This is a genomic window from Streptomyces sp. NPDC090083, from assembly GCF_044747445.1.
In the GTDB taxonomy this organism is placed as follows: Bacteria; Actinomycetota; Actinomycetes; order Streptomycetales; family Streptomycetaceae; genus Streptomyces.
In genome coordinates this window covers 358,321-383,730 of the sequence record NZ_JBIVED010000006.1, presented here as the reverse complement: position 1 = coordinate 383,730, position 25,410 = coordinate 358,321, and the positions used below count along the sequence as shown (strand labels likewise).

25 protein-coding genes are annotated in these 25,410 nt (G+C 70.6%); 12 read left to right on the top strand and 13 right to left on the bottom strand.

Annotation, left to right across the window (positions count from 1 at the left end):
* Nucleotides 1-41: 41 nt before the first annotated feature.
* Nucleotides 42-518: a hypothetical protein gene (locus ACIPTO_RS23730; protein ID WP_366318577.1), complete on the top strand. Its 477-nt coding sequence runs from the start codon at nt 42-44 to the stop codon at nt 516-518.
* Between the two features lie 7 nt (nt 519-525).
* On the opposite strand, the gene ACIPTO_RS23725 is transcribed toward ACIPTO_RS23730, so the two are convergent.
* The 4 genes from ACIPTO_RS23725 to aspS all read right to left on the bottom strand — a co-directional run bounded on the left by ACIPTO_RS23725 (nt 526) and on the right by aspS (nt 5,414).
* Nucleotides 526-1,884 (bottom strand): polysaccharide lyase family 1 protein, encoded by a 1,359-nt coding sequence (locus tag ACIPTO_RS23725; RefSeq protein WP_401195265.1) that lies wholly within the window; start codon nt 1,882-1,884, stop codon nt 526-528.
* A 103-nt stretch (nt 1,885-1,987) separates the two neighbouring features.
* Complete coding sequence (locus tag ACIPTO_RS23720; protein WP_401195263.1) at nt 1,988-2,371, bottom strand: hypothetical protein; 384 nt, start codon at nt 2,369-2,371, stop codon at nt 1,988-1,990.
* Nucleotides 2,372-2,542: 171 nt separating this feature from the next.
* Complete coding sequence (locus ACIPTO_RS23715) at nt 2,543-3,529, bottom strand: intradiol ring-cleavage dioxygenase (protein ID WP_401195260.1); 987 nt, start codon at nt 3,527-3,529, stop codon at nt 2,543-2,545.
* Nucleotides 3,530-3,650: 121 nt separating this feature from the next.
* A complete protein-coding gene (gene aspS, locus ACIPTO_RS23710; protein ID WP_401195257.1) occupies nt 3,651-5,414 on the bottom strand; it encodes an aspartate--tRNA ligase in 1,764 nt (587 codons plus the stop codon).
* 165 nt (nt 5,415-5,579) lie between these two features.
* Between aspS and ACIPTO_RS23705 the strand changes: the two genes are divergently transcribed.
* Nucleotides 5,580-7,766, top strand: a complete 2,187-nt coding sequence (locus tag ACIPTO_RS23705) for a SpoIIE family protein phosphatase (protein WP_401195254.1) — start codon at nt 5,580-5,582, stop codon at nt 7,764-7,766.
* Here the strand turns inward: ACIPTO_RS23705 and ACIPTO_RS23700 are convergent.
* Nucleotides 7,694-8,782 (bottom strand): AI-2E family transporter, encoded by a 1,089-nt coding sequence (locus ACIPTO_RS23700; protein ID WP_366318588.1) that lies wholly within the window; start codon nt 8,780-8,782, stop codon nt 7,694-7,696. The genes ACIPTO_RS23705 and ACIPTO_RS23700 overlap by 73 nt on opposite strands.
* Before the next feature lie 117 nt (nt 8,783-8,899).
* On the opposite strand from ACIPTO_RS23700, the gene ACIPTO_RS23695 reads away from it, so the two are divergent.
* The gene (locus ACIPTO_RS23695) at nt 8,900-9,136 is read left to right on the top strand and encodes a hypothetical protein (RefSeq protein ID WP_366318590.1); all 237 of its coding nucleotides are present in this window, start codon (nt 8,900-8,902) and stop codon (nt 9,134-9,136) included.
* Between the two features lie 66 nt (nt 9,137-9,202).
* On the top strand, nt 9,203-9,406 hold the full coding sequence (locus ACIPTO_RS23690; protein ID WP_366318592.1) for a cold-shock protein: 204 nt from the start codon (nt 9,203-9,205) through the stop codon (nt 9,404-9,406).
* Nucleotides 9,407-9,493: 87 nt separating this feature from the next.
* Here ACIPTO_RS23690 and ACIPTO_RS23685 read toward each other — a convergent pair whose 3' ends face one another.
* Both ACIPTO_RS23685 and ACIPTO_RS23680 read right to left on the bottom strand, forming a co-directional pair.
* Nucleotides 9,494-10,465, bottom strand: coding sequence for a pirin family protein (locus ACIPTO_RS23685; RefSeq protein WP_401195250.1), 972 nt, complete (start codon nt 10,463-10,465; stop codon nt 9,494-9,496).
* Between the two features lie 143 nt (nt 10,466-10,608).
* A complete protein-coding gene (locus tag ACIPTO_RS23680) occupies nt 10,609-11,091 on the bottom strand; it encodes an SseB family protein (RefSeq protein WP_366318594.1) in 483 nt (160 codons plus the stop codon).
* Between the two features lie 149 nt (nt 11,092-11,240).
* Here ACIPTO_RS23680 and ACIPTO_RS23675 point away from each other — a divergent pair, with 149 nt between their 5' ends.
* From ACIPTO_RS23675 to ACIPTO_RS23665, 3 genes are all read left to right on the top strand, one after another.
* On the top strand, nt 11,241-13,067 hold the full coding sequence (locus ACIPTO_RS23675) for an acyl-CoA dehydrogenase (RefSeq protein WP_366318596.1): 1,827 nt from the start codon (nt 11,241-11,243) through the stop codon (nt 13,065-13,067).
* A 119-nt stretch (nt 13,068-13,186) separates the two neighbouring features.
* Complete coding sequence (locus ACIPTO_RS23670) at nt 13,187-14,503, top strand: M18 family aminopeptidase (protein WP_366318598.1); 1,317 nt, start codon at nt 13,187-13,189, stop codon at nt 14,501-14,503.
* Nucleotides 14,504-14,592: 89 nt separating this feature from the next.
* On the top strand, nt 14,593-14,832 hold the full coding sequence (locus tag ACIPTO_RS23665; RefSeq protein WP_366318600.1) for a DUF6458 family protein: 240 nt from the start codon (nt 14,593-14,595) through the stop codon (nt 14,830-14,832).
* A gap of 221 nt (nt 14,833-15,053) precedes the next feature.
* Here the strand turns inward: ACIPTO_RS23665 and ACIPTO_RS23660 are convergent, their stop codons facing one another.
* Both ACIPTO_RS23660 and ACIPTO_RS23655 read right to left on the bottom strand, forming a co-directional pair.
* A complete protein-coding gene (locus ACIPTO_RS23660; protein ID WP_401195247.1) occupies nt 15,054-16,910 on the bottom strand; it encodes a thioredoxin-like domain-containing protein in 1,857 nt (618 codons plus the stop codon).
* A gap of 29 nt (nt 16,911-16,939) precedes the next feature.
* Nucleotides 16,940-17,359: a cupin domain-containing protein gene (locus tag ACIPTO_RS23655; RefSeq protein WP_366318604.1), complete on the bottom strand. Its 420-nt coding sequence runs from the start codon at nt 17,357-17,359 to the stop codon at nt 16,940-16,942.
* 51 nt (nt 17,360-17,410) lie between these two features.
* Between ACIPTO_RS23655 and ACIPTO_RS23650 the strand changes: the two genes are divergently transcribed.
* The gene (locus ACIPTO_RS23650; RefSeq protein WP_401195244.1) at nt 17,411-18,472 is read left to right on the top strand and encodes a helix-turn-helix domain-containing protein; all 1,062 of its coding nucleotides are present in this window, start codon (nt 17,411-17,413) and stop codon (nt 18,470-18,472) included.
* On the top strand, nt 18,469-18,960 hold the full coding sequence (locus ACIPTO_RS23645; RefSeq protein ID WP_366318608.1) for an LURP-one-related family protein: 492 nt from the start codon (nt 18,469-18,471) through the stop codon (nt 18,958-18,960). Before ACIPTO_RS23650 ends, ACIPTO_RS23645 begins: the two co-directional genes overlap by 4 nt.
* A gap of 40 nt (nt 18,961-19,000) precedes the next feature.
* Here ACIPTO_RS23645 and ACIPTO_RS23640 read toward each other — a convergent pair whose 3' ends face one another.
* Nucleotides 19,001-19,801, bottom strand: coding sequence for a carbon-nitrogen family hydrolase (locus ACIPTO_RS23640; protein ID WP_401195241.1), 801 nt, complete (start codon nt 19,799-19,801; stop codon nt 19,001-19,003).
* Nucleotides 19,802-20,027: 226 nt separating this feature from the next.
* Here ACIPTO_RS23640 and ACIPTO_RS23635 point away from each other — a divergent pair, with 226 nt between their 5' ends.
* Both ACIPTO_RS23635 and ACIPTO_RS23630 read left to right on the top strand, forming a co-directional pair.
* On the top strand, nt 20,028-20,852 hold the full coding sequence (locus ACIPTO_RS23635; RefSeq protein ID WP_366318612.1) for a maleylpyruvate isomerase family mycothiol-dependent enzyme: 825 nt from the start codon (nt 20,028-20,030) through the stop codon (nt 20,850-20,852).
* Nucleotides 20,853-21,035: 183 nt separating this feature from the next.
* Nucleotides 21,036-21,833, top strand: a complete 798-nt coding sequence (locus ACIPTO_RS23630) for an SAM-dependent methyltransferase (protein WP_401195480.1) — start codon at nt 21,036-21,038, stop codon at nt 21,831-21,833.
* Between the two features lie 37 nt (nt 21,834-21,870).
* Here the strand turns inward: ACIPTO_RS23630 and ACIPTO_RS23625 are convergent, their stop codons facing one another.
* Both ACIPTO_RS23625 and ACIPTO_RS23620 read right to left on the bottom strand, forming a co-directional pair.
* Nucleotides 21,871-23,190 carry an MFS transporter gene (locus ACIPTO_RS23625; RefSeq protein ID WP_366318614.1) on the bottom strand — a complete coding sequence of 440 codons (1,320 nt, stop codon included), beginning with the start codon at nt 23,188-23,190 and terminating at the stop codon, nt 21,871-21,873.
* On the bottom strand, nt 23,187-23,897 hold the full coding sequence (locus ACIPTO_RS23620; protein WP_401195238.1) for a GntR family transcriptional regulator: 711 nt from the start codon (nt 23,895-23,897) through the stop codon (nt 23,187-23,189). Before ACIPTO_RS23620 ends, ACIPTO_RS23625 begins: the two co-directional genes overlap by 4 nt.
* Nucleotides 23,898-24,213: 316 nt before the next feature.
* Between ACIPTO_RS23620 and ACIPTO_RS23615 the strand changes: the two genes are divergently transcribed.
* Nucleotides 24,214-25,125, top strand: coding sequence for a serine hydrolase (locus tag ACIPTO_RS23615; protein WP_366318618.1), 912 nt, complete (start codon nt 24,214-24,216; stop codon nt 25,123-25,125).
* A gap of 89 nt (nt 25,126-25,214) precedes the next feature.
* Here ACIPTO_RS23615 and ACIPTO_RS23610 read toward each other — a convergent pair whose 3' ends face one another.
* Nucleotides 25,215-25,409: a DUF397 domain-containing protein gene (locus tag ACIPTO_RS23610; protein WP_401195236.1), complete on the bottom strand. Its 195-nt coding sequence runs from the start codon at nt 25,407-25,409 to the stop codon at nt 25,215-25,217.
* Between the last annotated feature and the right edge of the window lies 1 nt (nt 25,410).

The following is a 25,410-nucleotide window of genomic DNA, read 5'->3' as shown; positions in this document are numbered from 1 at the left end:
CCCGTCGCAGACAGGTCGGCGCCAACCCGTAGGGTTCCGCCATGGCAGTCCCCGAGGTCATCCCGATCGCCTACGAGTCCAACCAACGCAGCGGTGCCGTCGGCCGCTACGCGGACGGCCAGTTCCTGGCGTCGGTCACCTACGCGTTTCCCCAAGGCTTCCGGCCCGACGACGGCTGGGAAGAGCAGAAACGTCTCTACACGGTGCTCCACACCTTCGATCCCGCGGGCCGGTACCGCGACTCGGAGATCTGGTGCGCCGGCACGTGGGCGCAGCAGCAGAGCGCCCCGGACGGCGACGGTTCGGTCCTCTCGCAGGCCCGTATCCACCTGGCGAAACTGCTCCGCGCCCTTCCCCGCCGCAGCTACACCGACATCGCGGTCCGGCCCTTCCAACGCACCGTCGACGGCGTCCTGTTCGGCCTGCTGATCGAGGAGGACGAGGAGGGCAGCTGGGCGGAGCTGTACCCGGACCGGCACTGTTTCGGCCCACCGTGGGACGGCACGTACGACACCTGAGCGGAGGCTAGGACAGGACGCCGGCGCCGGTCGTGGTGGCGAGTTCCGCCGGGAGGTTCTTCGCGGAGGTCTCCAGGCCCGCGGTGAGGGTCGGGGTCCAGTTCACGGTCGTCCTCAGCTTCTTGGAGCTGGTGGCGTTGTAGGCGGCGACGAGGTCGGTGGCGGTGCCGTTGACGAGGTTTCCGCCACCGGCGATCGACCCGGTGCCGTCCCCGCTGAACAGCTTGCCGGCCTTCTGGCTCGCGGGAGTCCGCCAGTAGTTGTCCTCGGCGACGACCTGCGCCTTGGCGCGCGAGTTGACGCTGTACTGGAGGACGTACCCGTTGAGTTCGGTGGTGTCGTAGAAGTTGTTGTAGATGTGGATCTGCCCGATCCGGGCCAGCGGAGCGCGCTGCACGATCCCCTTCCACACGTTGTGGTGGAGGGAGACGCGCAGCTTGCCGACGCTGTCGGTGTCGCTGGCGCCGATGAGCATCGTCTTGTCGTGGTTGGTGAACTGGTTGCGCTCGACGGTCACCAGGTCCGAGCCCTTGGTGATGTCGAGGTCGCCGTCGTGGATCTGGTACTGGCGGCCGTAGTACGTCGGGTCGGACGAGTCGAGGCCGGGCGCGTCGGTGAACGTGTTGTGGTCCGCCCAGACATGCGTGGCGCCGCGCAGGGTGACGGCGTCGTACTGCGAGTTCCAGTTGCCGCTGCTGCCGTCCGTGGGGTCCCACTGCGGGAAGCAGTCCTGGGTGGCGGCGAAGGTCAGGTTCCGCACGATGACGTTGTCCACGCCCTGGATCTGCAGCATGCCGCCGGTGATCCCGGCCTTCGTGCCGGGCACGCCCACGACGGTCGTGTTGGCCGGCACCCGGAAGACGATGTTCTTCCCCTGCCTGGCCTGCGCGGCGGCCCGCGCCGTCTCCTGCGTGCCGGAGGGCAGCTTGGCGGTGTCGTAGGTGGAGGGGTCGAAGGCCTTGAGGTAGGCGGCCAGCGCGTATCCGGTCCCGGCGGAGTAGTCGGCGCAGCTCAGCTTCTTGCCGGAGTCGTCGGTGTTGGCGTCGATCGTCCCCTTGATCCTGACAATCCGCGGGGTGGTGTCGCCGGTGGACCCCAGCGCCTTCACGAGCTGCGCGCGCGTGCTCACGGTGAAGGTGTGCGCCGCGTCGGCCTTCGCGCCACCGGTCGTCCCGGCCCCGGACGACGCCCAGCCGTCCTTCGCGGGGAGGGTCTGGTGGTACAGGTCGACGGCGGTCGCGGTGGTACTGGCGGCGTTGGCGTTCAGCACGAGAAGGCCCGCGCCGATGCCCGCGGCGGCGGCTGCCGCGGTGACGACGATGCTGCGACGCTTGCGAAGTGACCTGCGGTGAGAGGGCGTTGCCACGGGGGAGTCCTTAACTGCTGTGTGCGGTGAGGGGGTTACGACTCCTCAGTGGCCGTGGAGATCAAGAAGGTTGCCGTCGGCCCGTGGATTTCCTCGTCCGCGTCTACGCCGCCGAGTCCGCCAGCGCCGGTCGGCCCTCCAGTGCCGCCCGCGCCGTGGCGACATGCGCGAGGCCCGCCCTGGCCACCCGGGTCGCCTCCGTGTACTCGGCCGCCGTGTGGGCCTCGGCGAGGAGGGTGCCGGCGGTGCGGTGGCATTCCGCGGCGGCGGTGAGGGCTCGGGTGGCCGTGTCGCCGGCGCCCGACCAGACGCGGGCCTCGGGGACCGAGAGGCTCGCGCCGAGCCGCAGGACCCAGCCGCTGGCCTCGGCCTCCGCGTCCAGGTCGGAGAGGTCGGACCGGTCGCGGGCCCGGTGCGAGCGACGCTGCGCGGCGACGGCGAACATCGCTCCGGCGATCAACAGCAGTGCGAGCACGACGTATCCCATCGCTGCCTCCAGGCCCTTCACGTGGCACACGGGCCGGGCGGTTCCGGCCCCGTACGTCCATGACACGCCCTGCCTCTGTGCGGGCCCATCGAGATTCCTGTGGGTCCGCTGCGAGGTTTCCATGGCGGGGCGGCGGGGCGTCAGGAGGGGCGTACGGGGCCGGTGCGGGCGTCAGTCCGCCGAGGCCGAGGGCGATGCCGTAGGCGAGGTGCCGGGTCCGCCCGGGCCGCCCGGTCCCCCGCCGTCCGACCCGTCGTGCGTCTCGTCGGGCGCCACTCCCAGCGTCAGCCGCGCCCGCACGCCCCGCCCGATCCGCCGCCTGTCGTACCGGAGGTACAGCAGGCCGCCCTCGTGGCCGTTCTGCGGGTAGATGCCGTCCTCGGTGAGGGTCGTGCGGGTCGCCGTGTTGGAGACGTACGGTTCCAGGACCGCCGTGGCGAGGACGGACCTCTCGTCGAAGAAGAGCTGGCCCGTGTGGCAGGTGTGGCCGCCCTCGTAGCCCGCGTCCGTCCAGGTGCCGTCGACGTGGACCTTGACGTGGATGTGGACGCAGCGGCCCTGGTACCAGCCGGGGAAGACCGTCCGGAAGGTGACGCGACCGTGGCGGTCGGTGTGCCAGGTGCCGCGCAGGAAGCGGTCGTCGTCGGTGGGTTCCTGGTGGCCTCCGCCGCCGCCGGGCGGGCCGCCCGTGGGGGTTCCGGTCGGGGTGCCGCTGGGCGGCGGGCCGGTGGGGGCCGGGCCGCCACCGCCGCTGCCCGCCTCGTAGCCGGAGTAGACGCCGGTCGCGTTGCAGTGCCAGATGTCGACGGCCGCGTCGCGCAGCGGTCTGCAGGTGTCGGCGTCGATCACCGTGAGGTCGAGGGTGAGCGGGATGCCCTCCTGGTCCTCGGTGATGTCCCGGCGGATCTTGTCCGCGTCGATGTAGTACGGGCCCTCGACCAGCTCCGAGGTGAGCGTGTAGCAGGTGTCCGCCGTCGGACTCTCGGCGGCCGGGGCGGCCGGGGTGGCGTCCTGCGCGGAGGCGTTCGCCGACAGCGCGCCGGCCACGCCCACCGCGGTCACCGCCACGCCTCCGGCCACCAGGACCGTGCGGCGCGTCACCTGTCCCTTGTCCTCGGGGACTTCAGAATCCATGGGGGGTACTCGGGAATCCGTCATGCCGGGGACGCTAGGGGCGACCAACATGACATGAACATGAGAATGCGCTGTGAATCCCGCGGCATACGAAAGGGGCTCGAAACCGTCGTTCGGTTTCGAGCCCCTCGTCCGGCCGGTGCCGCTACTTCGGCTGCGGCTTCCGCACCGACAGGTGCAGCTCGCGCAGACGCGTCTCGTCCAGCTCGGTGGGCGCGCCCATCATCAGGTCCTGCGCGTTGCCGTTGAGCGGGAACGCGATCGTCTCGCGGATGTTCGGCTCCTCCGCGAGCAGCATGACGATGCGGTCGACGCCGGGGGCGATCCCGCCGTGCGGCGGGGCGCCGAAGCGGAACGCGCGCAGCATGCCGGCGAACTGCTCCTCGACGGTGTCACGGTCGTAGCCCGCGATCTCGAAGGCCTTGAGCATGATGTCGGGTTCGTGGTTCCGGATCGCGCCGGAGGACAGCTCCACACCGTTGCAGACGATGTCGTACTGCCAGCCCAGGATGTCCAGCGGGTCCTGGGTCTCCAGGGCCTCCAGACCGCCCTGCGGCATCGAGAACGGGTTGTGCGAGAAGTCGATCTTCCCGGTCTCCTCGTCCTTCTCGTACATCGGGAAGTCGACGATCCAGCAGAAGCGGAAGACGCCTTCCTCGAAGTGACCCGCGCGCTTGGCGGCCTCGACCCGCACCGCGCCCATGATCTTCGAGACCTCTTCGAACTCGCCCGCGCCGAAGAAGACCGCGTGGCCGGGCGCCAGCGACAGGCGCTTGGTCAGCTCGGCGATGTTCTCCTCGGTGAGGAACTTCGCGATCGGGCCCGTCAGCGAGCCGTCCTCGGCCACGCGGACCCAGGCCAGGCCCTTCGCGCCGAGGGTGACCGCGAAGTCGCCGAGCTGGTCGAAGAACTTGCGGGGCTGCGCCGAGACGTCCGGCACCGGCAGCGCACGCACGTGCTTGCCGGCGAAGGCCTTGAACTCCGAGCCCTCGAACACATCGGTGATGTCGGTGAGTTCGAGCTTGGCGCGCAGGTCCGGCTTGTCGGAGCCGTACTTCAGCATCGACTCGCGGAACGGGATGCGCGGGAACGGCGAGGTGACCTCCTGGCCGCCGCCGAACTCCGTGAACAGCTCCGTCATCAGCTTCTCGATGGGCTGGAAGACGTCTTCCTGCTCCACGAAGCTCATCTCGACGTCGAGCTGGTAGAACTCGCCCGGCGAGCGGTCCGCGCGGGCGTCCTCGTCACGGAAGCAGGGCGCGATCTGGAAGTAGCGGTCGAAGCCGGAGATCATCAGCAGCTGCTTGAACTGCTGCGGTGCCTGCGGAAGGGCGTAGAACTTGCCCGGGTTCAGACGGGACGGGACCACGAAGTCGCGGGCGCCCTCGGGGGAGGTCGCGGACAGGATCGGGGTGGCCATCTCGTTGAAGCCGAGGGCGACCATCTTCGAGCGGATCGAGGCGATCACGGAGGAGCGCAGCATGATGTTGCGGTGCATGCGCTCGCGGCGCAGGTCCAGGAAGCGGTACTCCAGGCGCCGCTCCTCGTTGACCCCGTCCTCGGTGTTGATCGTGAAGGGCAGCGGGGCGGCGGCGCCCAGCAGCTCGACCTCACCGACCTCGACCTCGATCTCACCGGTCGGCAGGTCCGGGTTCACGTTGTCCGCGCCGCGGGAGACGACCTTGCCGTCGACGCGGACCGTCGACTCCTTGGTCACCTTGTCGAGGGCCTCGTACGCGGGGGTGCCGGGGCGGGCGACGAGCTGCGTGATGCCGTAGTGGTCGCGCAGATCGATGAAGAGGATGCCGCCCAGGTCTCGGCGATTGTGCAGCCAGCCGCTCAGCCGGACGTCGGTGCCGACGTCAGAGGCGCGGAGCTCGCCGCAGGTGTGGGACCTGTACCGATGCATCGTCGTTCATCCAGCCTTCGCGGATCGGGGAGTGTTTCACGTGAAACGTCCGGGGCCGGAGCCCGGACCTCCCAAGGGTACCGGCCACCCATGGAGCGCCTCCCCACCATTAACGCAGGGCTCCCTCGGTGGCAGGTTTCGATCCCGTCTTCCTACAGTGGGGCAATGCGCACTGGTGAGCCCCTGCCCGCCGTGGGGGAGGTACTCGCCGCCCTCGCGACCGGTCTGTGGCGGTGGGACACCGCCTCCGACCTGGTCACGGTGGACGCCGAGGCCGCACGGCTGCTCGGGCTGCCCCCCGAACAGACCACCCTCACGGAGGCCCAGACCCGGGCCCGACTCCACCCCGTGGACTGGAACGAGATCACGGGGGTCGTCGGGCTGGCCGTCGCCGAGGGCACCCTCGCCGAGGTCCGCATCCGGATCATGGATGAGCGGGGCCGGATCATCCGCGTCGTCCGCAGCCGCTCCAAACCGTCGTACAACCCCGAGAAACGGTCGTACGAGCTGATCGGCACCCTCCAGGAGGTCACCGAGCCCACGCCGGGCACTCCGGCCGGGCGGACGGCGGTCACCGGTGACTGGCGGCGCTCCCGCGAGGCGTTCCTGCTGGACGCGGGGCGGGCGCTGGCGGAGGCGCGGTCCACGGCGGAGGTGCTGCGGGTCGCGGCGGGCCTGTCGATGCCGGGCTTCTCACCGGACGGGCTCGCCGTCTTCGGCGTCTCGGGCGACCGCCTGACGATCGTCGGCCACCACGGGCACCAGCCGGGCGACGAGGACCCGTTCTCGCACATGCCGATGGTGACGGACTACCCGGCGGCCGAGGTCGTCCGGACGGGCCGTGCCGTCTATCTGTCCACGCCCGAGCAGTACAAGGAGCGCTATCCGGTCACCTGGCCGCTCGCCCAGCACTTCCACCGGCAGTCCTGGGCGTTCCTGCCGCTCACCGTGGCCGGACGGACGATGGGCGCCTGGATGGCCGCCTTCACCTACCCCGTCGCCTTCACCCCCGACGAGCGGTCCGTCCTCACCACGGTCGCCCGCATGCTCGCCCAGGCTCTCTCCCGCGCCGGTGTCGCCGAGTCCGAGCGCGAGCTGACCGACGGACTCCAGCGCTCGATGCTGCCCACCCTGGGCCCGGAGATCCCCGGCATGAGCGTCGCCGCCCGCTACATCCCGACCGGCGGCGGCCTCCAGGTCGGCGGCGACTGGTACGACATGATCCCGCTGCCCGGGGGCACCTCCTCCTGCGGAGGCCGGATCGCCCTCGTCATCGGTGACGTACAGGGCCACGACGTCCGCGCCGCCGGGCTGATGGGCCAGCTCCGCATCGCCCTGCGCGCCTACGCCTCCGAGGGCCACCGGCCCGACGCGGTGCTCTCCCGCGCCTCCCGCTTCCTGCACGGCATCACCAACGGCGACGCGGAGAAGGCCGACCCGCGCTTCGCGACCTGCCTCTACGTGGAGGCCGACCCGGCGACCGGAATCCTGGAGATCGCCCGCGCCGGCCACCCCGACCCGGCGATACGCATGGCGGACGGCACGGTGCTGACACGCCCCACGGCGGGCGGACTGCCGCTCGGCATCGACCCGGACGCCGACTACCCGACGACCACGCTCGCCCTGGAACCCGGCGAGACCATGCTGATCTGCACCGACGGACTGATCGAGACCGGCGGCCACGACCTCGACACCGGCTGGCAGCGCATCCGCACCATCCTGGAGGAGCACAAGGGCGACCTGGAGGAACTCGCCGACGCGCTCGTCCAGGCCGTCCACGGACCCTCCTCGCACCACACCACCGGCCCGCTCGCCGACCGCCGCGAGGACGACATCGCCGTCCTCCTGCTGGCCCGGGAGGGCGAGACCTGCGGCTGCGGCGACACCGTGACCGTCACGCCGAGGATCCGCCGCACGGTCCTCACGGTCGCGCAGGCCGAACCCGAGCGGATCGCGGTGGCCCGGCAGCAGCTGCGCGAACTCCTCCATGACTGGACCGGCGCCGACCAGGTCGACTCGGCGGTCCTCCTCGTCTCCGAGATGCTCACCAACGTCCTCGTGCACACCGACGCCGACGCCCTGCTCACCGTCGAGGTGGCCGGCGAGGTGGGCGAGCGGCGGATGCGGGTCGAGGTCACGGACGCGGGCGACGACCTCCCGCACAAGCGGCAGCCCGGTGAACTGGCGTCCTCCGGGCGCGGGTTGCTGCTGATCGAACTCCTCGCCGAGACCTGGGGCGTCGACCCGAGGGGCGAGGGCAAGAGCATCTGGTTCGAGCTCTACGAGTCCGAGGGCCCGGGCGACGGCGCGGTCGCCGGTGACGTCACGGAGTTCGGTTCCTGGGACGCGTAACGCTCCCGCAGCTCGTGCACGACCCCGAAGACGGCGGCGGTCAGCGGCACCGCGAGCAGCATGCCGAGAATCCCGGCGACGGACGCGCCCGCGGTGATCGCGACCATCACCACCGCCGGATGCATCTGCACGGTCCGGCTCTGGATCAGCGGCTGGAGCACATGCCCTTCGAGGACCTGCACCGCCAGGACGACCCCGAGGGCCCACAGCGCGATCACGACACCCCGGTCGGCGAGCGCGACCAGCACCGCGACCGCGCCGGAGAGGAACGCGCCGAGATAGGGGATGTAGGCGCCCACGAAGACGAGCGCGGCCAGGCCGAACGCGCCCGGCACGTCCAGGACCAGCAGCCCGATGCCGATGCAGAGCGCGTCGATCAGCGCGATGACCGTGGTCCCCCGCATGAACCCCTCGACGCCCTCGAAGGCACGGCGGGCCATGGCCTCGACGACGTCGGCGGTGCCGCGCGGGGCGAGCGAGCGCAGCAGCCCGGCGGCGCCGTCGGAGTCCCGGAGGAAGAAGAAGACCAGCAGCAGCGCCAGGACGGCCATGGCGATGGTCTCGCCGACGACACTGACCCCGCTGATGACGTTCGAGGCGGCCGTCCCGCCGAACTTGGTCAGCAGCTCCTTGGCGTTGGACGCGAGATCGTCCACCGAGGTGCCGGCGGCCCCGAAGTGGTCGGCGAGGGACTTCCCCGCGTCCTTGAGCGAGGACACGATCTGGTCGCCGGTGTCGATCAGCGCGGCGACCACGATGTACACGGCCCCGCCGACCACGGCGACCACCGCGACACAGGTGATCATCGCGGCCACCGACCGGTTCACGTGGGCCTTCACCAGCCGCCGGTACAGCGGCCCGAGCAGCGCGGTGCCCAGCAGCGCCAGCAGCACGGGCGTGACCGCGGTCTTCAGCTCGGCGCAGAGCCGGATCCCGACGTAGCCGACCCCCGCGACGAGCAGGATGACGGCGCACCAGGCGGCGAGCCGTCGTACGGGATCAGGGAGGAGCTGCACACACCCCACCCGATCACGCGCCGGACGGCCGGGCGCCCGGGACGGGCCGCCCGGGTGACGGCGGGCCGGGACGGGCGACGTGGCGTGTCCGCGGACCTGCGCCGTCGTTGCCGGTGCATGAAGAAGATCATGGTGCTGGCCATGCTGCCCGCCGCCGCCCTCGCGTTCGCCGCCCCTGCCGCACACGCCGACAACGACTCGAACTTCGGGGCCGGTGCGAACGCCGCGAACAACTGGAACTTCACCGCGGCGGCCGTGTGCTTCCAGGAACTGGCCGTGGTGCCGGTGGGCGGCGCGTGGGTGGGCGACACCGTGAACCACTGCGTGAACGGCAACGTCCTGGACCACTCCTGACGCGACACTGAGTGCCGGTACAGTTACTTTCCGTTCATCACGTCCAGCTCAAAGGGAAGACATCGCATGGCTGAGGGAACTGTGAAGTGGTTCAACGCCGAGAAGGGGTTCGGCTTCATCGCGCCGGACGACGGCACGCCGGACGTCTTCGTCCACTACTCCGCGATCAACTCGGGCGGCTACCGCAGCCTTGAGGAGAACCAGCGGGTGTCCTTCACGACCACGCAGGGCCCCAAGGGCCCGCAGGCGGACCAGGTCCAGGTCGCCTGACCCGGCGCCCGCGCCGACCCCGGCCGGCACGGCCGAAGCCCCGTCCGGCAGGGACGGGGCTTCGGTCGTTTCCGGCGCGACGGGGTCCTACAGGCCGCCCTCACCCATTCCGTGCACGGCCGGAATGGTGCCCAGCCGACCCTTCTGGAAGTCCTCGAACGCCTGCTGGAGCTCCTCGCGGGTGTTCATGACGAACGGACCGTAGTGCGCCATCGGCTCACGGATCGGCCGGCCACCGAGGATCGCGACCTCCAGGTCCGGGGTGTTGCCGTCCTGCTGCTCGTCCGCGCGGACGGTCAGCGAGGAACCGGCACCGAACACGGCGGTCTGGCCCATGTGGACCGGGCGGCGGTCGGCGCCGGCCGAGCCCTTGCCCGCGAGGACGTAGACGAGGCCGTTGAAGTCCTCGCGCCAGGGGAGCGTCACTTCCGCGCCCGGCGCCACCGTCGCGTGGATCATCGTGATCGGCGTGTGCGTGATGCCCGGGCCCTGGTGGCCGTCCAGTTCACCGGCGATGACGCGGAGCAGCGCGCCGCCGTCCGGGGTCGTCAGCAGCTGCACCTGGCCACCGCGGATGTCCTGGTAGCGCGGGGGCATCATCTTGTCCTTGGCCGGGAGGTTCACCCACAGCTGGAGGCCGTGGAAGAGACCGCCGGACATGACGAGCTGCTCCGGCGGCGCCTCGATGTGCAGCAGGCCCGCACCCGCCGTCATCCACTGGGTGTCGCCGTTGGTGATGGTGCCGCCACCGCCGTTGGAGTCCTGGTGGTCGAAGACGCCGTCGATGATGTAGGTGACGGTCTCGAAGCCGCGGTGGGGGTGCCAGGGGGTGCCCTTGGGCTCGCCCGGCGCGTACTCCACCTCACCCATCTGGTCCATCATGATGAACGGGTCGAGGTGGCGGTAGTTGATCCCGGCGAACGCTCGGCGCACCGGGAAGCCCTCACCCTCGAATCCGCTGGGCGCGGTCGAGACGGCGAGCACGGGACGTGCCACGGCGTCGGCCGGCGCGGCCACGCGGGGCAGGGTCAGCGGGTTCTCTACGGTCACTGCAGGCATGTCGGGACCTCCTTGTGCGTCGAGTTTAGTTGAGCGTTGAACTTTCTGCTACCCCACAACAGAGGAAGCCCGGAGGGCATTCCCTCCGGGCTCACACATCCGGGGTCACACAGGAGGCGGGCCGATCGCCCGCCGCGGCACGGTCAGCCGTACATCCGGCGCATCGCGAACTCCACCATCTGCTCGACCGCCTTGGCGTCGAACACCATCCGGTGCTCGCCCTCCATGTCGACGACGAAGCCGTACCCCGTCGGCAGCAGGTCGATGACCTCGGCGCCGGTGATGACGAAGTACTTGGACTCCTTGCCCGCGTAGCGGCGCAGTTCCTTGAGCGAGGTGAACATCGGGATCACCGGCTGCTGGGTGTTGTGGAGCGCGAGGAAGCCCGGGTTGTCGCCGCGCGGGCAGTACACCTTGGAGGTCGCGAAGACCTGCTGGAAGTCCTCGGCCGCCATCTGCCCGGTGGTGAAGGCGCGCACCGCGTCCGCGAGCGAGGGCGGCGACGGCTCGGGGTAGAGCGGCGGCTGCTGGCCGTAGCCGCCCACGCCACCGGCCATCTGCTGCTGGGGCGGGACGTACCCCTGCTGAGCGGCTCCACTGTCCATGGGCTGGCCGTATCCGTACATGAGGCAAAGACTACTGAGTCACAGATGGACGGCTCGGGGTTGCTTCTTATTACCGGCGGGTAGCATCATCGTAGCTACTGCTCGGTACACAGTTCGACAGGCAGCTCAGTACACATCTCGTTGCACATATCTCTTACGGAGTCGTCGCCATGGGGCACTACAAGTCGAATCTCCGCGACATCGAGTTCAACCTCTTCGAGGTCCTCGGGCGCGACAAGATCTACGGGACCGGTCCGTTCGCGGAGATGGACACGGACACCGCGAAGAGCGTTCTGGCGGAGCTGACACGGCTCTCGGAGAACGAGCTGGCCGAGTCCTTCACGGACGCCGACCGCAACCCTCCCGTCTTCGACCCGGAGACCAACACCGCGCCCGTCCCGGCCTCCTTCAAGAAGTCGTACCAGGCGTTCATGGACTCCGAGTACTGGCGGCTGGGCCTGCCCGAGGAGATCGGCGGCTCCACCGCGCCCCGCTCCCTCATCTGGGCCTACGCGGAACTGGTGCTCGGCGCGAACCCGGCCGTCTGGATGTACTCCTCGGGTCCCGCGTTCGCGGGCATCCTCTTCGAGGAGGGCAACGAGGTCCAGAAACACATCGCGAAGATCGCCGTGGACAAGCAGTGGGGCTCCACCATGGTCCTCACCGAGCCCGACGCGGGCTCGGACGTCGGCGCCGGCCGCACCAAGGCCGTCCAGCAGGACGACGGCTCCTGGCACATCGAGGGCGTGAAGCGCTTCATCACGTCCGGCGAGCACGACATGTCGGAGAACATCCTCCACTACGTCCTCGCCCGCCCCGAGGGCGCCGGACCGGGCACCAAGGGCCTGTCCCTGTTCCTCGTCCCGAAGTACGAGTTCGACTTCGAGACCGGCGAGCTGGGCGCGCGCAACGGCGCCTACGCGACGAACGTCGAGCACAAGATGGGCCTGAAGGCCTCCAACACCTGCGAGATGACCTTCGGCGACCGCCACCCCGCCAAGGGCTGGCTGATCGGCGACAAGCACGACGGCATCCGCCAGATGTTCCGCATCATCGAGTTCGCCCGCATGATGGTCGGCACGAAGGCGATCTCCACCCTGTCGACGGGCTACCTGAACGCGCTGGAGTACGCCAAGGAGCGCGTCCAGGGCCCCGACCTGGCGAACTTCATGGACAAGACCGCGCCCAAGGTCACCATCACGCACCACCCCGACGTACGCCGCTCGCTCATGACGCAGAAGGCCTACGCCGAGGGCATGCGCGCCCTGGTGCTGCACACCGCCGCGATCCAGGACGAGATCCAGGTCAAGGAGGCCTCCGGCGAGGACACCGCCACCCTGGAGGCCCTCAACGACCTCCTCCTGCCGATCGTGAAGGGCTACGGCTCCGAGAAGGGCTACGAGCAGCTCGCGCAGTCGCTCCAGACCTTCGGCGGCTCCGGTTTCCTCCAGGAGTACCCGATCGAGCAGTACATCCGGGACGCCAAGATCGACACCCTGTACGAGGGCACCACCGCCATCCAGGGCCAGGACTTCTTCTTCCGGAAGATCGTCCGCAACCAGGGCGCGGCCCTCAACTCCCTCGCCGAGGACATCAAGAAGTTCCTCGCTCTGGGCACCGGCGGCGAGGACCTGGCCGGCGCGCGCGAGCACCTCGCCAAGGCGGCCGTCGAGCTGGAGGCCATCGTCGGCCTGATGCTGACCGACCTCGCGGCGACCGAGCAGGACGTCAAGAACATCTACAAGGTGGGCCTCAACACCACCCGCCTGCTGCTCGCCTCCGGTGACGTCGTCGTCGGCTACCTGCTCCTCAAGGGTGCCGCGATCGCCGCCGAGAAGCTGGAGACGGCCCCGGCCAAGGACAAGGCCTTCTACACCGGCAAGATCGCGGCGGCGAAGTTCTTCGCGGCCTCGGTTCTGCCCGGCGTGACCCTCGCCCGCAAGGTGGCCGAGGGCGTAGAACTGGACCTGATGGAGCTGGACGAGGCCGCCTTCTAAGCGGCCGCGAACACGTTCCAGGACAACACCGGCACAGCTTCGCGAAACCCCACATCGCCCTTGTGAGGGCCCGCTCCCGGTACCGGGGGCGGGCCCTCGCACGTCGTTAAGGTGAACCCATGAGCGAACCCACCCGCTTCGACCGCGGCCACACCGACGACCTGATGTCCTTCCTGGCGGCGAGTCCCACGCCGTACCACGCCGTGGCGAACAGCGCCGAGCGGCTGGAGAAGGCCGGATTCAGGCAGGTCGCCGAGACGGACGCCTGGGACACCGGGACGCCGTCGGCCGCCGCGGGCGTCGGCGGCAAGTACGTGCTGCGCGGCGGCGCGATCGTCGCCTGGTTCGTCCCGGAGGGCGCCGCACCCCACACGCCCTTCCGGATCGTCGGCGCGCACACCGACTCCCCGAACCTGCGGGTCAAGCCGCGCCCCGACACCGGCGCGCACGGCTTCCGCCAGGTCGCCGTCGAGATCTACGGCGGCCCGCTGCTCAACTCCTGGCTGGACCGCGACCTCGGCCTCGCCGGACGGCTGACCCTGCGCGACGGCTCGACCCGGCTGGTGAACGTGGACCGGCCGCTGCTCAGAGTGCCCCAACTCGCCATCCACCTGGACCGGTCCGTGTCGGCGGACGGCCTCAAGCTCGACAAGCAGCGCCACCTCCAGCCGATCTGGGGCCTCGGCGACGACGTCCGCGACGGCGACCTGATCGCCTTCCTGGAGGAGGAGTCGGGGCTCGCGCCCGGCGAGGTCACCGGCTGGGACCTGATGACCCACTCCGTGGAGGCGCCCGCCTACCTGGGCCGCGACGAGGAGTTCGTCGCCGGTCCGCGCATGGACAACCTGCTGTCCCTGCACGCGGGCATCGCCGCGCTCACCTCCGCCGCCGCCCAGGAGAACCTGCCGTACATCCCCGTGCTGGCCGGCTTCGACCACGAGGAGAACGGCTCGCAGTCCGACACGGGCGCGGACGGGCCGCTGCTCGGCGGGGTCCTGGAGCGCTCGGTGTTCGCGCGCGGCGGCTCCTACGAGGACCGGGCGCGGGCCTTCGCCGGGACGGTCTGCCTGTCCTCCGACACGGGCCACGCGGTGCACCCCAACTACGCGGAGCGGCACGACCCGACGCACCACCCCCGCGTCAACGGCGGCCCGATCCTCAAGGTCAACGTCAACAACCGCTACGCCACGGACGGTTCGGGCCGCGCGGTGTTCGCCGCCGCCTGCGAGAAGGCCGGCGTGCCCTTCCAGACCTTCGTCTCCAACAACTCGATGCCCTGCGGCACGACGATCGGCCCGATCACCGCGGCCCGGCACGGCATCAAGACCGTCGACATCGGCGTGGCGATCCTCTCGATGCACAGCGCCCGCGAACTCTGCGGCGACAGCGACCCGTTCCTGCTGGCCAACTCGCTGGCGGCGTTCCTCCAGGGGTAGTCAACTCCCGCCCGGCGCATGGGTGTTGTTTCCCCGGGTACCCGGTGTCCGACCGGGCCGACCGGACCGGACACAGGGAGGCGACACTCATGGGCCTGGGCGGATGCATCATCCTCATCGCCGTCGGCGCGATCCTCACGTTCGCGACCGACTGGCACATGCAGGGGGTCAATCTCGACCTGGTCGGCGTCATTCTCATGGCCGTCGGGCTGATCGGCGTCGTGACGTTCACCAGCATGGCCCGGCGCCGCCGCGTGGTGATTCCGGGTCAGACGACGGTCGTCGAGGACGACGAGTCGCGCGGCTACCGCGGTGGCTACGGCGCCTGAGCGGACCGTGGCACAGGGGGCGTGAGCCGTGTCGTCCACGGCGGACACGCGGGCGTACCCCGCACTCGGGCCGAGTCGCCCGCACAGGCCCATACCCGGCCAACGGCGCGCAATCCTGACACGGTGCGCACCACGCCGGTGTGTGAACCTCGTGAAGAATTCGTGCGGTCGAGGGTCCGGGGAGAGGCAGCCCCGGGCCCTTATCCGCTGTCCTGGCCGCCTCAGGCGCTCCGGTCGTCCTGGCCGGCCCGCTCGTCCATGCCCGCCAGCACCAGGGGGAGCCGGTCCGCGCCGCCCTCGGTGAGGCGGACCGGAACGCCCCAGTCCTGCTGGTGGACATGGCAGGCCGGGTAGGCGTTCGCCGGGTCGTCGTCGCAGGACGCGGCCATCGCGGAGACGTGCAGCACGCCCTCCGGCACGGCCGGGTCGAGGGTCAGGGTGCGGTTCAGGTCGGTGCCCGCGCCCTCGCCTGCGAGGAGCAGCTCGGGCGGGGTCGCGGAGACCAGGAGCCGGGTCGAGGGGCCGTAGCGCGTGTCGAGTTTCTGGCCGGCCGGGGCCTGGAAGATGACGTCCAGCGTCAGCTCGCCGGGGGCGATCTCGGTGGCCGCGCGCTGGGTGCGGTGGGCGACGGACTCGACCCGCACGGCCTCGTCGGGCAGGCGCAGCCGGGTCAGCCGGTGCCGGGCCGACTCGACCACGAGGATCTCGTCACCGGCGAGCACGGCGTCGCTGGGCTCCCGCAGGTCCGTGGCCAGGGTGGTGACGTCGCCGGTGGCCGGGTCGTAGCGGCGCAGCGCGTGGTTGTACGTGTCGCTGATCGCGACCGAGCCGTCCGGGAGCGCGGTGACACCCAACGGGTGCTGGAGCAGAGCCTGTCCGGCCGGTCCGTCGCGGTGGCCGAAGTCGAAGAGGCCGGTGCCGACGGCGGTGTGGACGGCGCCGTCGACGTCCACCCAGCGCAGTGCGGACGTCTCGGAGTCGGCGAGCCACAGCCGGTCTGCGGTCGCGGCGAGTCCGGAGGGCTGCGCGAACCAGGCCTCGGGTCCGGGTCCGTCGACGAGCCCTTCGTTGGTGGTGCCCGCGGTGACGGCGACGGTGCCGGCGGCGGGGTCGTAGGCCCAGAGCTGATGGACTCCGGCCATGGCGATCCACACCCTGCCTTGCCACCGGGCCACGTCCCAGGGGGACGAGAGGCTGACCTCGCGCGCGGGGCCCGCGGTGGGCTCGCCCTGCATCCACTGGCGGCCCGTCCCCGCGAGGGTGGTGACGGCGCCGGTGGTGAGGTCGAGGCGGCGCAGCGCGTGGTTCACGGTGTCGGCGACGACGACCGAGCCGTCGTCCAGGAGCGTGAGGCCCTGCGGTTCGTTGAACGCGGCCGATTCGGCCGGGCCGTCCTGGAGGCCGCGCGCGCCGGAGCCGATCCGCCGGACGACGCTCTCGCCGTCCGCCGCCAGCTCGACGAGCTGGTGCCGGGTGGTGTCGCTGACCAGGAAGGTGCCGCCGGGGAGGGCGATCGCCTTGCCGGGGAAGCGCAGCACGGTGGGCTCGGGCTCCGGCGGCACGTACGGGCCGTCGCCGCGGCGGAGGGTGCCCTTCGCCGCGTGCTCGGTCTCCAGCTCCGTCACCAGGCGCTCGATGGCGTGCGCGTGGCCCTCGCCCGCGTGCTGGGCGACGACGTAGCCCTCCGGGTCGATGACGACGAGTGTCGGCCAGGCGCGGACGGCGTACTGCTTCCAGGTGGCCAGCTCCGGGTCGTCCAGGACCGGGTGCTCCACGCCGTAGCGCTCGACCGCGTCGGCGACCGCGCGGTGATCGGCCTCGTGCGCGAACTTCGGGGAGTGGACGCCGATGATCACGACCGTGTCCCGGTGCTTCTCCTCCAGCTCACGGAGCTCGTCCAGGACATGCAGGCAGTTGATGCAGCAGAAGGTCCAGAAATCCAGGATGACGATGCGTCCCCGCAGGTCGGCGAGGGTGTACTGCTTCTCGCCCGTGTTCAGCCAGCCGCCCTTGCCGGTCAGCTGGGGCGCGCGGACGCGGGCTCGACGGGGCGTCGGGGCCGGGGTTGCATCGGTCATGGATCAAGAGTGCCACCCGCCACTGACAGTCACGACAGCGCGTGCCCCGTCGTCGCGTCCACGTGGTCCGGTACGGCCTCGTGGCGGTCGCCGACCGTGAGGGTGCCGGTCGGTTCGAGCAGGAGGATCTCGGAGGGGACGGGGGCGTAGGGCCTGTGCTCGGTGCCGCGCGGGACCGTGAAGACGGAGCCCTTGGTGAGGACGACCGTGCGTTCGCCGGAGCCCGCCGGCTCCCGCAGGGCGATGTGCAGTTCGCCCTCCAGGACCAGGAAGAACTCGTCGGTGTGGTCGTGGGTGTGCCAGAGGTGTTCGCCCTCGACCTTGGCGACGCGGACGTCGTAGTCGTTGACGGTGGTGACGATGCGAGGGCTCCAGCGGTCGGTGAAGGACGCGAGGGCGGCGGCGAGGGAGACGGGTTCGGTGGGCTGCGCGGGTTCCGTGGCTGTCATGGGATCAGCCTGCGGGGTGCCGGGCGGCTCCACGAGTGCTAGGAATCGCATATGCCGCAAGGATCCTCTCACCACCCGCTCAGACCATCCCGGCCGACTCGGCCGCCTCATCCATCCCGGTCGCGCCGCCCGCATCGCCCGCATCGCGTCGCCGTCATCGTCGACGAGGGCACCAACCCCTTCGAAGTGGGCGTCGCCACCGAGCTGTTCGGGCTGCCGCGGCCCGAACTCGGGCTGCCCGGACCGCTGTACGAGGTGATGGTGTGCACGCCCGCGCCCGAGGTGCGGATGAACCACGGGTTCTTCATCCTCTCCGGGGCGCACGGTCTCGACGCGGTGGACTCGGCGGACACGCTCGTGGTGCCGGGACGCCCGGACAACGTCGTACCGCGCGGAGCCGCCGTGCTCGACGCCATCCGGCGCACCCACGCGCGCGGGGCCCGGGTCATGAGCCTGTGCACCGGCACCTTCGCGCTGGCCGAGGCGGGACTGCTGGACGGACACCGGGCCACCACCCACTGGATGTGGGCCGAGCTCTTCCGCACCCTGCACCCGCGCGTGCGGCTCGAACCGGACGTTCTCTTCGTGGACGACGGCGACGTCCTCACCGCCTCCGGGAGCGCCGCCGCCCTCGACCTGGGACTGCATGTAGTACGGCGTGACCATGGCGCGGAGATCGCCAACGCGGTGTCCAGGAGGCTCGTGTTCGCCGCCCACCGGGACGGCGGGCAACGGCAGTTCGTGGAACGGCCGCTGCCCGATGTGCCCGACGAGTCCCTCGCACCGCTGCTCGCGTGGGCGCGGGAGCGGCTGGGCGAACCGCTGACGGTGGCCGACCTGGCCTCCCGGGCGGCCGTCTCCCCCGCGACCCTGCACCGGCGGTTCCGGGCGCAGCTCGGGACGACGCCCCTGGCGTGGCTGACCGGGGAGCGGGTGGCGTTCGCGTGCCGGCTGATCGAGCGCGGGGAGGAACGGCTCGACGTGGTCGCCGCGACCTGCGGTCTGGGCACCGGCGCGAACCTGCGGACGCATCTGCGCAGGGAGACCGGATTGAGCCCGTCGGCCTACCGGCGGCGTTTCGGACCCGCGTCCGGGGAAGCCGTAAGGACATGAGATTCCTCGTACGCGATCGGCTCCTCGGCTTCGGTGAGGACTACTGGATCGAGGACCAGAACGGCAACAAGGTGTTCCTGGTCGACGGCAAGGCCATGCGCATCAGGGACACCTTCGAGCTGAAGGACACGCACGGGCGCGTGCTCATCGACTTCCACAAGAAGATGCTCGCCCTGCGCGACACGATGGTCATCGAACGGGACGGAGAGCCCCTCGCGACCATCAAGCACAAGCGGTTCTCCCTGCTGCGCAACCACTACAGGGTGTCCCTGGTCGACGGCACCGAACTCGACGTCAGCGGCAAGATCCTGGACCGCGAGTTCGGCGTCGACTACGACGGCGAACTCCTCGCCCAGATCTCCCGCCGCTGGCTGCACATCCGGGAGACCTACGGCGTCGACATCGTCCGTGAGGACGCGGACGCGCCCCTGCTGATCGCGGTGGCGGTCTGCGTGATCCACCTGGCGGAGAAGGAACGGGAGGACTGACGCGGCACCGGGCGGGACCGGCGCCCTGACGGAACGCTGCTCACCCGGCGCGGTGCGGACGTTCCAGGCCCAGTACCCGGTCCTTGAGGGCCGGGAACTGGTCCCTCGTCACGGCCACCTTCGCCGGGTCGAAGTCCACCGTCAGGACCTGCTCCCCCGCGCCCGCCTCCGCGAGGACCTCGCCCCAGGGATCGACCACGATCGAGTGACCGGCCTGGGGAACTCCGGCGTGGGTGCCGGCCGTTCCGCATGCGAGGACGAACGACTGGTTCTCGACCGCGCGGGCCTGGGCCAGCAGCGTCCAGTGGGACCGGCGGCGCTCGGGCCAGCCCGCGGGGAGGACCAGGGTCTCGGCGCCGGCGTCGACGAGACCGCGGAAGAGTTCGGGGAAGCGGAGGTCGTAGCAGGTGCCCAGACCGATGACCGTCTCGGGCAGACGGACCGTCACCAGTTCGCTGCCCGCGCCCATCAGCACGGCCTCGCCCTTGTCGAAGCCGAAGCGGTGGATCTTGCGGTAGGCGGCGGCCGGTTCACCGGAGGGGGAGAAGACGAGGGACGTGTTGTAGAGGGGGCCGTCAGGGTCCCGCTCGGGGATCGAGCCCGCGTGCAGCCACACGCCCGCGTCGCTCGCCGCCTTGGCCATCGCCTCGTAGGTGGGACCCTCCAGCGGCTCGGCCTCCTCGGCGAACCGCTTGTAGGCGAACGCGCCGGTGGTCCACAGCTCCGGCAGGACCACCAGGTCCGCACCGGCCTGCTCACGCACCAGGGACGCCACCCGAACCCGGCGAGATTCGACCGATTCGCCCTCGTCTACGGCGATCTGGAGGAGAGAGGCGCGCACACTACCACCGTCCTGGCATTCGAGCCGTTCACACGGGCCTACGATCGTCACACGAAAGCACTGCCGGGGTGCCTTACAGCAGCGTAACTTGGGGGTCCTCCCCGATTCGAGCGCAGCCGAGAATTGGGGGAGTCCCAAGACGCCGCCGACAGCCACCTCCCGCTGGCAACGCCGCCCGCCATCCGACCTGTTCCGACTTGTACCGACCGCCGAGGGGTCCCGTTCCGTGAGTCTGCATCCCACTCTCCAGCCCTACGCCGACGCCTGGACCCACTCCATCGAAGCGATATCCGAGCTGGTGACCCCGCTCGCGGAGGGAGAGTGGAACCGGCGAACGCCGTGCCCGGGCTGGTCGGTGCGGGACGTGGTCTCCCATGTCATCGGGCTGGACACCGAGATGCTGGGCGACCCCCGCCCGATCCACACCCTCCCGCGCGACCTCTACCACGTCAGCAACGAACACCAGCGGTACATGGAGATGCAGGTCGACGTCCGGCGCCACCACACGGCACCGGAGATGACGTCGGAGCTGGAGTACACGATCATCCGCCGCAACCGCCAGCTGCGGAACGAGTCACGCGACCCCGGGGCGAAGGTGCGCGGCCATGTCAGCACCGAGGTCACCCTTGAGGAGTCGATGCGGAACCACGCGTTCAACGTGTGGGCGCACGAGCAGGATCTGCGCGCCGCCCTCGGCCGCCCCGGCAACCTGGACTCGCCCGGCGCGCACATCGCCCGTGACGTGCTCCTCGCCGCGCTCCCGAAGGTCGTCGCCGACGACTCGGGAGCACCGCGCAGTTCGGCGGTCGTCTTCGACGTGCACGGCCCGATCGAGTTCCTCCGCACGATCCGCGTCGACATCCAGGGCCGCGGCACCCTGGAGACGTCCCCGGCGCTCGGCCCGGCCGCGACGCTGATCCTCGACTGGGAGACGTACGTCCGGCTGGCCTGCGGTCGGGTCACCCCCGACGCGGTCTCGGACAAGGTCAAGGCGGACGGCGATCCGGAACTGTCGGCTTCGATACTGCGGAACTTCACGGTCACCAAGTAGGGACGGTCGGCGGGCGAACGAGCGAGCGGACGGACCGGGTTCGGAGAGCGGGCGGACGCGGTTCGGAGAAGGGGCGGACGCGGTTCGGAGAACGATCGCGCGTGGACGGCAGGTGTGGCCGGGTGGAAACTCGGTGTTGGCGGGGCGGCATCTGTCGCTAGCCTCCGCCGCATGTCTGACGTGATGTCCACCAGCAGCGAATCCGCCGGCCCTGCCGGGACCGCCGAGTCCGGCGACGGGCCTCCCCGGCTCACCCGGCTCACCTTTCACAACCCCCTCTCCGAGGCGCGGGCCGACGCGATCGTGCGGCGGCTGGCCGGTGCCGGGCCGCGTACGGTGCTCGACATCGGGTGCGGCTGGGGCGAGTTGATGCTCCGGGTGCTGGCCGCCGTACCGGAGGCGCGGGGGGTCGGGGTCGATGTGAACGCGCGGGATCTGGCGCGGGGGCGGCGGGACGCCGAGGCGCGGGGGCTCGGCGGGCGGGCCGAGTTCGTCGAGGAGTCGGCGGTGGGGACGGGCCGCGGGCCCGCCGACCTCGTGCTGTGTCTGGGCGCGAGCCAGGCCCTCAGTGACGCGGAGCCTCCCGAGCACACCACCCTGGCCCTGCGGGAGCTGCGGCGGCTCGTCGCCGACGGAGGGCGCGTGCTGCTCGGTGAGGGGTTCTGGCAACGCCCGCCCACGGAGGCCGAGTTGTCCGGTATGTGGCCGGGCGCGCACGGCGGCGAGCACCATGACCTCGGGACGCTCCTCGATCTCGCCGTGGCGGCCGGGTTCCGGCCCGAGTGGACCGAGACGGCGAACGCGGACGAGTGGGAGGAGTTCGAGTCGGGGTACCAGGCCGACGCGGAGGTGTGGCTCGCCGGGCACGGCGGCCACCCCTTGGCCGCCGCCACCCGCGAACGCCTCGACCGGCACCGGGCCCAGTGGATGAGCTACCGGGGCGTGCTGGGCATGGCCTACCTCACGCTCGCGGCGGCCTGACCCTCACGGCGGGGCTGGTGGGGGTTCGCACCGAGGTTCACGCGGGGACGTGCACCGTCTCCACGCGGCTCGCCACCAGCCGTTCGCGCTCGCGGCGGGCCGCCCGGCCGCGCAGCCGGAGGATCTGGCTGATGCCGAGCGCCTGGAGGACGAAGACCACCGAGAAGGCGATCGTGTAGTTGTCGCCGGTCGCGTCGAGGAGCACACCGACCAGGAACAGGGTCGTCATCGAGGCCACGAAACCACCCATGTTGGTGATTCCGGAGGCGGTGCCCTGACGCTCCGGCGGGTTGGCCGGGCGGGCGAAGTCGAAGCCGAGCATCGAGGCCGGGCCGCAGGAGCCGAGCACCGTGCACAGCACGATCAGCAGCCACATCGGCGCGTGCTCGCCCGGGTAGAGCAGCGTGACCGCCCACACCAGGGCCGTGGCGCCGACCGTGCCGAGCGCGAGCGGCAGCCGCGCGGTGTGGTGCCGGGCGACGATCTGGCCGTAGACCAGGCCGACGACCATGTTGGACAGGACGACGAGGGTGAGGAGTTCGCCCGCGGTGGCGCGGGACAGGCCCTGGGCCTGGACCAGGAAGGGCAGGCCCCACAGGAGCAGGAACACCATCGCCGGGAACTGGGTCGTGAAGTGCACCCAGAGGCCGAGGCGGGTGCCCGGTTCGCGCCAGGAGGCGGCGATCTGACGGCGGACGTAGGCCGCGCCGCGGTGCGGGAACGGCTCCGGCTCGTGCCCGTCCGGGTGGTCCTTCAGGAACAGCAGGAGCAGGACGAGGACCACGACGCCTGCCAGCGCGCTGCCCGCGAAGGCCGCCGTCCAGCCGATGCCGTGCAGCAGGCGGGCGATGACCAGGGTGGAGACGAGGTTTCCGGCCATGCCCGCGAGACCGGCGAGCTGGGCGACCATCGGGCCGCGGCGGGCCGGGAACCAGCGGGTGCCGAGCCGCAGCACGCTGATGAACGTCATCGCGTCGCCGCAGCCGAGCAGGGCGCGGGAGGCGAGCGCGGTGCCGTAGGACGGGGAGAACGCGAAGCCCAGCTGGCCCGCCGTGAACAGCAGGACGCCGATCGTCAGGACCTTCTTGGTGCCGAGGCTGTCCACCAGGAGGCCGACGGGTATCTGCATGCCCGCGTAGACCAGCAGCTGGAGGATCGAGAACGTCGACAGGGCCGAGGCGTTGACGTGGAACCGGTCGGCCGCGTCGAGGCCGGCGACCCCCAGGGACGTGCGGAAGATGACGGCGACGAAGTAGACGGCGACGCCGATGCTCCACACGGCGACGGCGCGGCGGCCCCCGGGCGGATCCCCGGGCAGGGAGAGGGAGGAAGCGGAACTGGGGTTGCTGCTGCTCATCGGACCTCGCCCCGAGCCAGGTGGGAGAACCAGTCGACGTGCTGATGGACGATTCCCGCCGCCGCCTCGGCGTCCCCCGTGCGCAGCGCGTCGAGGATCGCCGCGTGCTCGGTGAGCGTCTTGGCGATGCGGTCGGGGTGCGAGTGCATGATGGCGACGCCCATCCGGAGCTGGCGGTCGCGGAGTTGGTCGTAGAGCCGGGACAGGATCTCGTTGCCGCCGCTGCGGACGATCTCGGCGTGGAAGCAGCGGTCGGTGACGGCGGCGCCCGCCAGGTCTCCCGCGGCGGCCTGTTCCTTCTGCCGGCCGAGGAGTTCTTCGAGCCGGGCGATGAGGGTCGGCGACGCGGGCACGACCTTGCGGACCGCGTGCTGCTCGACCAGCATCCGGGTCTCGACCACGTCCGCGATCTCCTGCGAGGAGACGGGCAGGACCAGGGCGCCCTTCTTCGGGTAGAGCCGGATCAGCCCCTCGACCTCCAGCCGCAGCAGCGCCTCCCGCACGGGCGTCCGCGAGACCCCGACGGCCTCGGCCAGCTCCCCCTCGGTCAGCAGGGTGCCGCCTTCGTAACGCCGGTCCAGGACACCTTGCTTGACGTGCGTGTAGACGCGGTCGGCGGCGGGCGGCTGCTTGACGGCGGACGAGCCCGACGAGGCGGAACCGGGGGCGGCGAGGGGCGGAGCGGGGGACGGGGACGGGGACGGCATGAGGACAGCATAGATACAACACGTACGCATGAGGACCGACGTCCAGGATGCGGACGGAACCGAGGGGGCCCGGGGGCGCGTCTACGACGATGCGCCTCCGCGGCCGGAACGTGATGGAACACGGCGAAACGCGGCGGAACGCGGCCGGAACACGGCGGAACCCAGCCGAACTCCGGTACGTGTCACACATTCGGGGAACCCGGGCCAGCAACCGCACAACCTTCTGTGCTAGTTACGTGTCACACACGTGCGGCCCTCCCATCCCCTCCAACTGGGCCGCTCCTCAGGGGCATTCAACGTATTCGGGGTACATCAGTTGATTACTGCCATTACCGGCATCAAGGGCAGCCGCTTCCGCAGAGCCGCCGCGGTCACCGTGACCGCAGGCGCCGTGCTCGCGACCGGCGCCCTGACCGCGGCACCCGCGCAGGCCGTCACGACGCCGTCGATCGTGGCCAAGGGCGGCTTCCTGATGAACAACGCCAACGGGTCGACGTTGTACAACAAGAAGATGGACACCAAGCTGTCCACCGGCTCGACCACGAAGATCATGACCGCCAAGGTCGTGCTCTCCCAGTCGAACCTGAACCTCGACTCGAAGGTCACCATCCAGAAGGCGTACAGCGACTACGTCGTCTCCAAGAACGCTTCACAGGCCCACCTGATCGTCGGCGACAAGGTCACCGTCCGCCAGCTCCTCTACGGCCTGATGCTGCCGTCCGGCTGCGACGCGGCGTACGCCCTGGCCGACAAGTACGGTTCCGGCTCCACCCGGGCCGCGCGCGTGAAGTCGTTCATCGGCAAGATGAACTCGACGGCGAAGACGCTCGGCCTGAAGAACACGAAGTTCGACTCGTTCGACGGCATCGGCAACGGCAACAACTACTCGACGCCGCGCGACCTGACGAAGCTCGCCAGCAACGTGATGAAGAACTCCACGTTCAAGACGGTCGTCAAGACCAAGTCGTACACCGCCAAGACGGTCACCAAGACCGGCAGCACCCGCACGATGGCTGCCTGGACCAACACCAACACCCTGCTCAACAGCTACAGCGGCACGATCGGCGTGAAGACCGGCTCCGGCCCCGAGGCGAAGTACTGCCTCGTCTTCGCCGCCACCCGCCACGGCAAGACGGTCATCGGCACGGTCCTCGCGTCGACGTCGGTCGCCCAGCGCTCGACGGACGCGACGAAGCTCCTCAACTACGGCTTCGCGCGGCTCGGCTGACACTCGGTCAGCATCTTGACCAACCCGTACGGAGGGGCCTGCCGCATACCAGCGGCGGGTCCCTTTGTCGTACGGCGGGGGCGCGGTGGCTAGACCGGGCGGCGGTCCACCTGGTCCACGTGTGCGGCGAAGGCGGTCCAGGCGGAGGGGGTGAGCCGGACTATCGCGCCGTCCACGTCCTTCGAGTCACGGACGGCGATCGCGCCGGGGATGTTGCGGGCGACCTCGACGCACTCGCCGTTGCCGCTGCTGTACGTGGACTTGGTGAAGTCGAAGAGGGGCACA

Bases quoted from the DNA above. Each gene is read 5' to 3' on its own strand.
- ACIPTO_RS23620 (WP_401195238.1), bottom strand. From the start codon at position 23,897: ATGCCGTCCCCGTCCCCGTCCCCCGCTCCGCCCCTCGCCGCCCCCGGT.
- ACIPTO_RS23680 (WP_366318594.1), bottom strand. From the start codon at position 11,091: ATGTACGGATACGGCCAGCCCATGGACAGTGGAGCCGCTCAGCAGGGG.
- ACIPTO_RS23650 (WP_401195244.1), top strand. From the start codon at position 17,411: ATGCCGCAAGGATCCTCTCACCACCCGCTCAGACCATCCCGGCCGACT.
- ACIPTO_RS23660 (WP_401195247.1), bottom strand. From the start codon at position 16,910: ATGACCGATGCAACCCCGGCCCCGACGCCCCGTCGAGCCCGCGTCCGC.
- ACIPTO_RS23705 (WP_401195254.1), top strand. From the start codon at position 5,580: ATGCGCACTGGTGAGCCCCTGCCCGCCGTGGGGGAGGTACTCGCCGCC.
- ACIPTO_RS23730 (WP_366318577.1), top strand. From the start codon at position 42: ATGGCAGTCCCCGAGGTCATCCCGATCGCCTACGAGTCCAACCAACGC.
- ACIPTO_RS23670 (WP_366318598.1), top strand. From the start codon at position 13,187: ATGAGCGAACCCACCCGCTTCGACCGCGGCCACACCGACGACCTGATG.
- ACIPTO_RS23715 (WP_401195260.1), bottom strand. From the start codon at position 3,529: ATGACGGATTCCCGAGTACCCCCCATGGATTCTGAAGTCCCCGAGGAC.
- ACIPTO_RS23645 (WP_366318608.1), top strand. From the start codon at position 18,469: ATGAGATTCCTCGTACGCGATCGGCTCCTCGGCTTCGGTGAGGACTAC.
- ACIPTO_RS23625 (WP_366318614.1), bottom strand. From the start codon at position 23,190: ATGAGCAGCAGCAACCCCAGTTCCGCTTCCTCCCTCTCCCTGCCCGGG.
- aspS (WP_401195257.1), bottom strand. From the start codon at position 5,414: ATGCATCGGTACAGGTCCCACACCTGCGGCGAGCTCCGCGCCTCTGAC.
- ACIPTO_RS23695 (WP_366318590.1), top strand. From the start codon at position 8,900: ATGAAGAAGATCATGGTGCTGGCCATGCTGCCCGCCGCCGCCCTCGCG.
- ACIPTO_RS23685 (WP_401195250.1), bottom strand. From the start codon at position 10,465: ATGCCTGCAGTGACCGTAGAGAACCCGCTGACCCTGCCCCGCGTGGCC.
- ACIPTO_RS23630 (WP_401195480.1), top strand. From the start codon at position 21,036: ATGTCCACCAGCAGCGAATCCGCCGGCCCTGCCGGGACCGCCGAGTCC.
- ACIPTO_RS23720 (WP_401195263.1), bottom strand. From the start codon at position 2,371: ATGGGATACGTCGTGCTCGCACTGCTGTTGATCGCCGGAGCGATGTTC.
- ACIPTO_RS23655 (WP_366318604.1), bottom strand. From the start codon at position 17,359: ATGACAGCCACGGAACCCGCGCAGCCCACCGAACCCGTCTCCCTCGCC.
- ACIPTO_RS23675 (WP_366318596.1), top strand. From the start codon at position 11,241: ATGGGGCACTACAAGTCGAATCTCCGCGACATCGAGTTCAACCTCTTC.
- ACIPTO_RS23690 (WP_366318592.1), top strand. From the start codon at position 9,203: ATGGCTGAGGGAACTGTGAAGTGGTTCAACGCCGAGAAGGGGTTCGGC.
- ACIPTO_RS23665 (WP_366318600.1), top strand. From the start codon at position 14,593: ATGGGCCTGGGCGGATGCATCATCCTCATCGCCGTCGGCGCGATCCTC.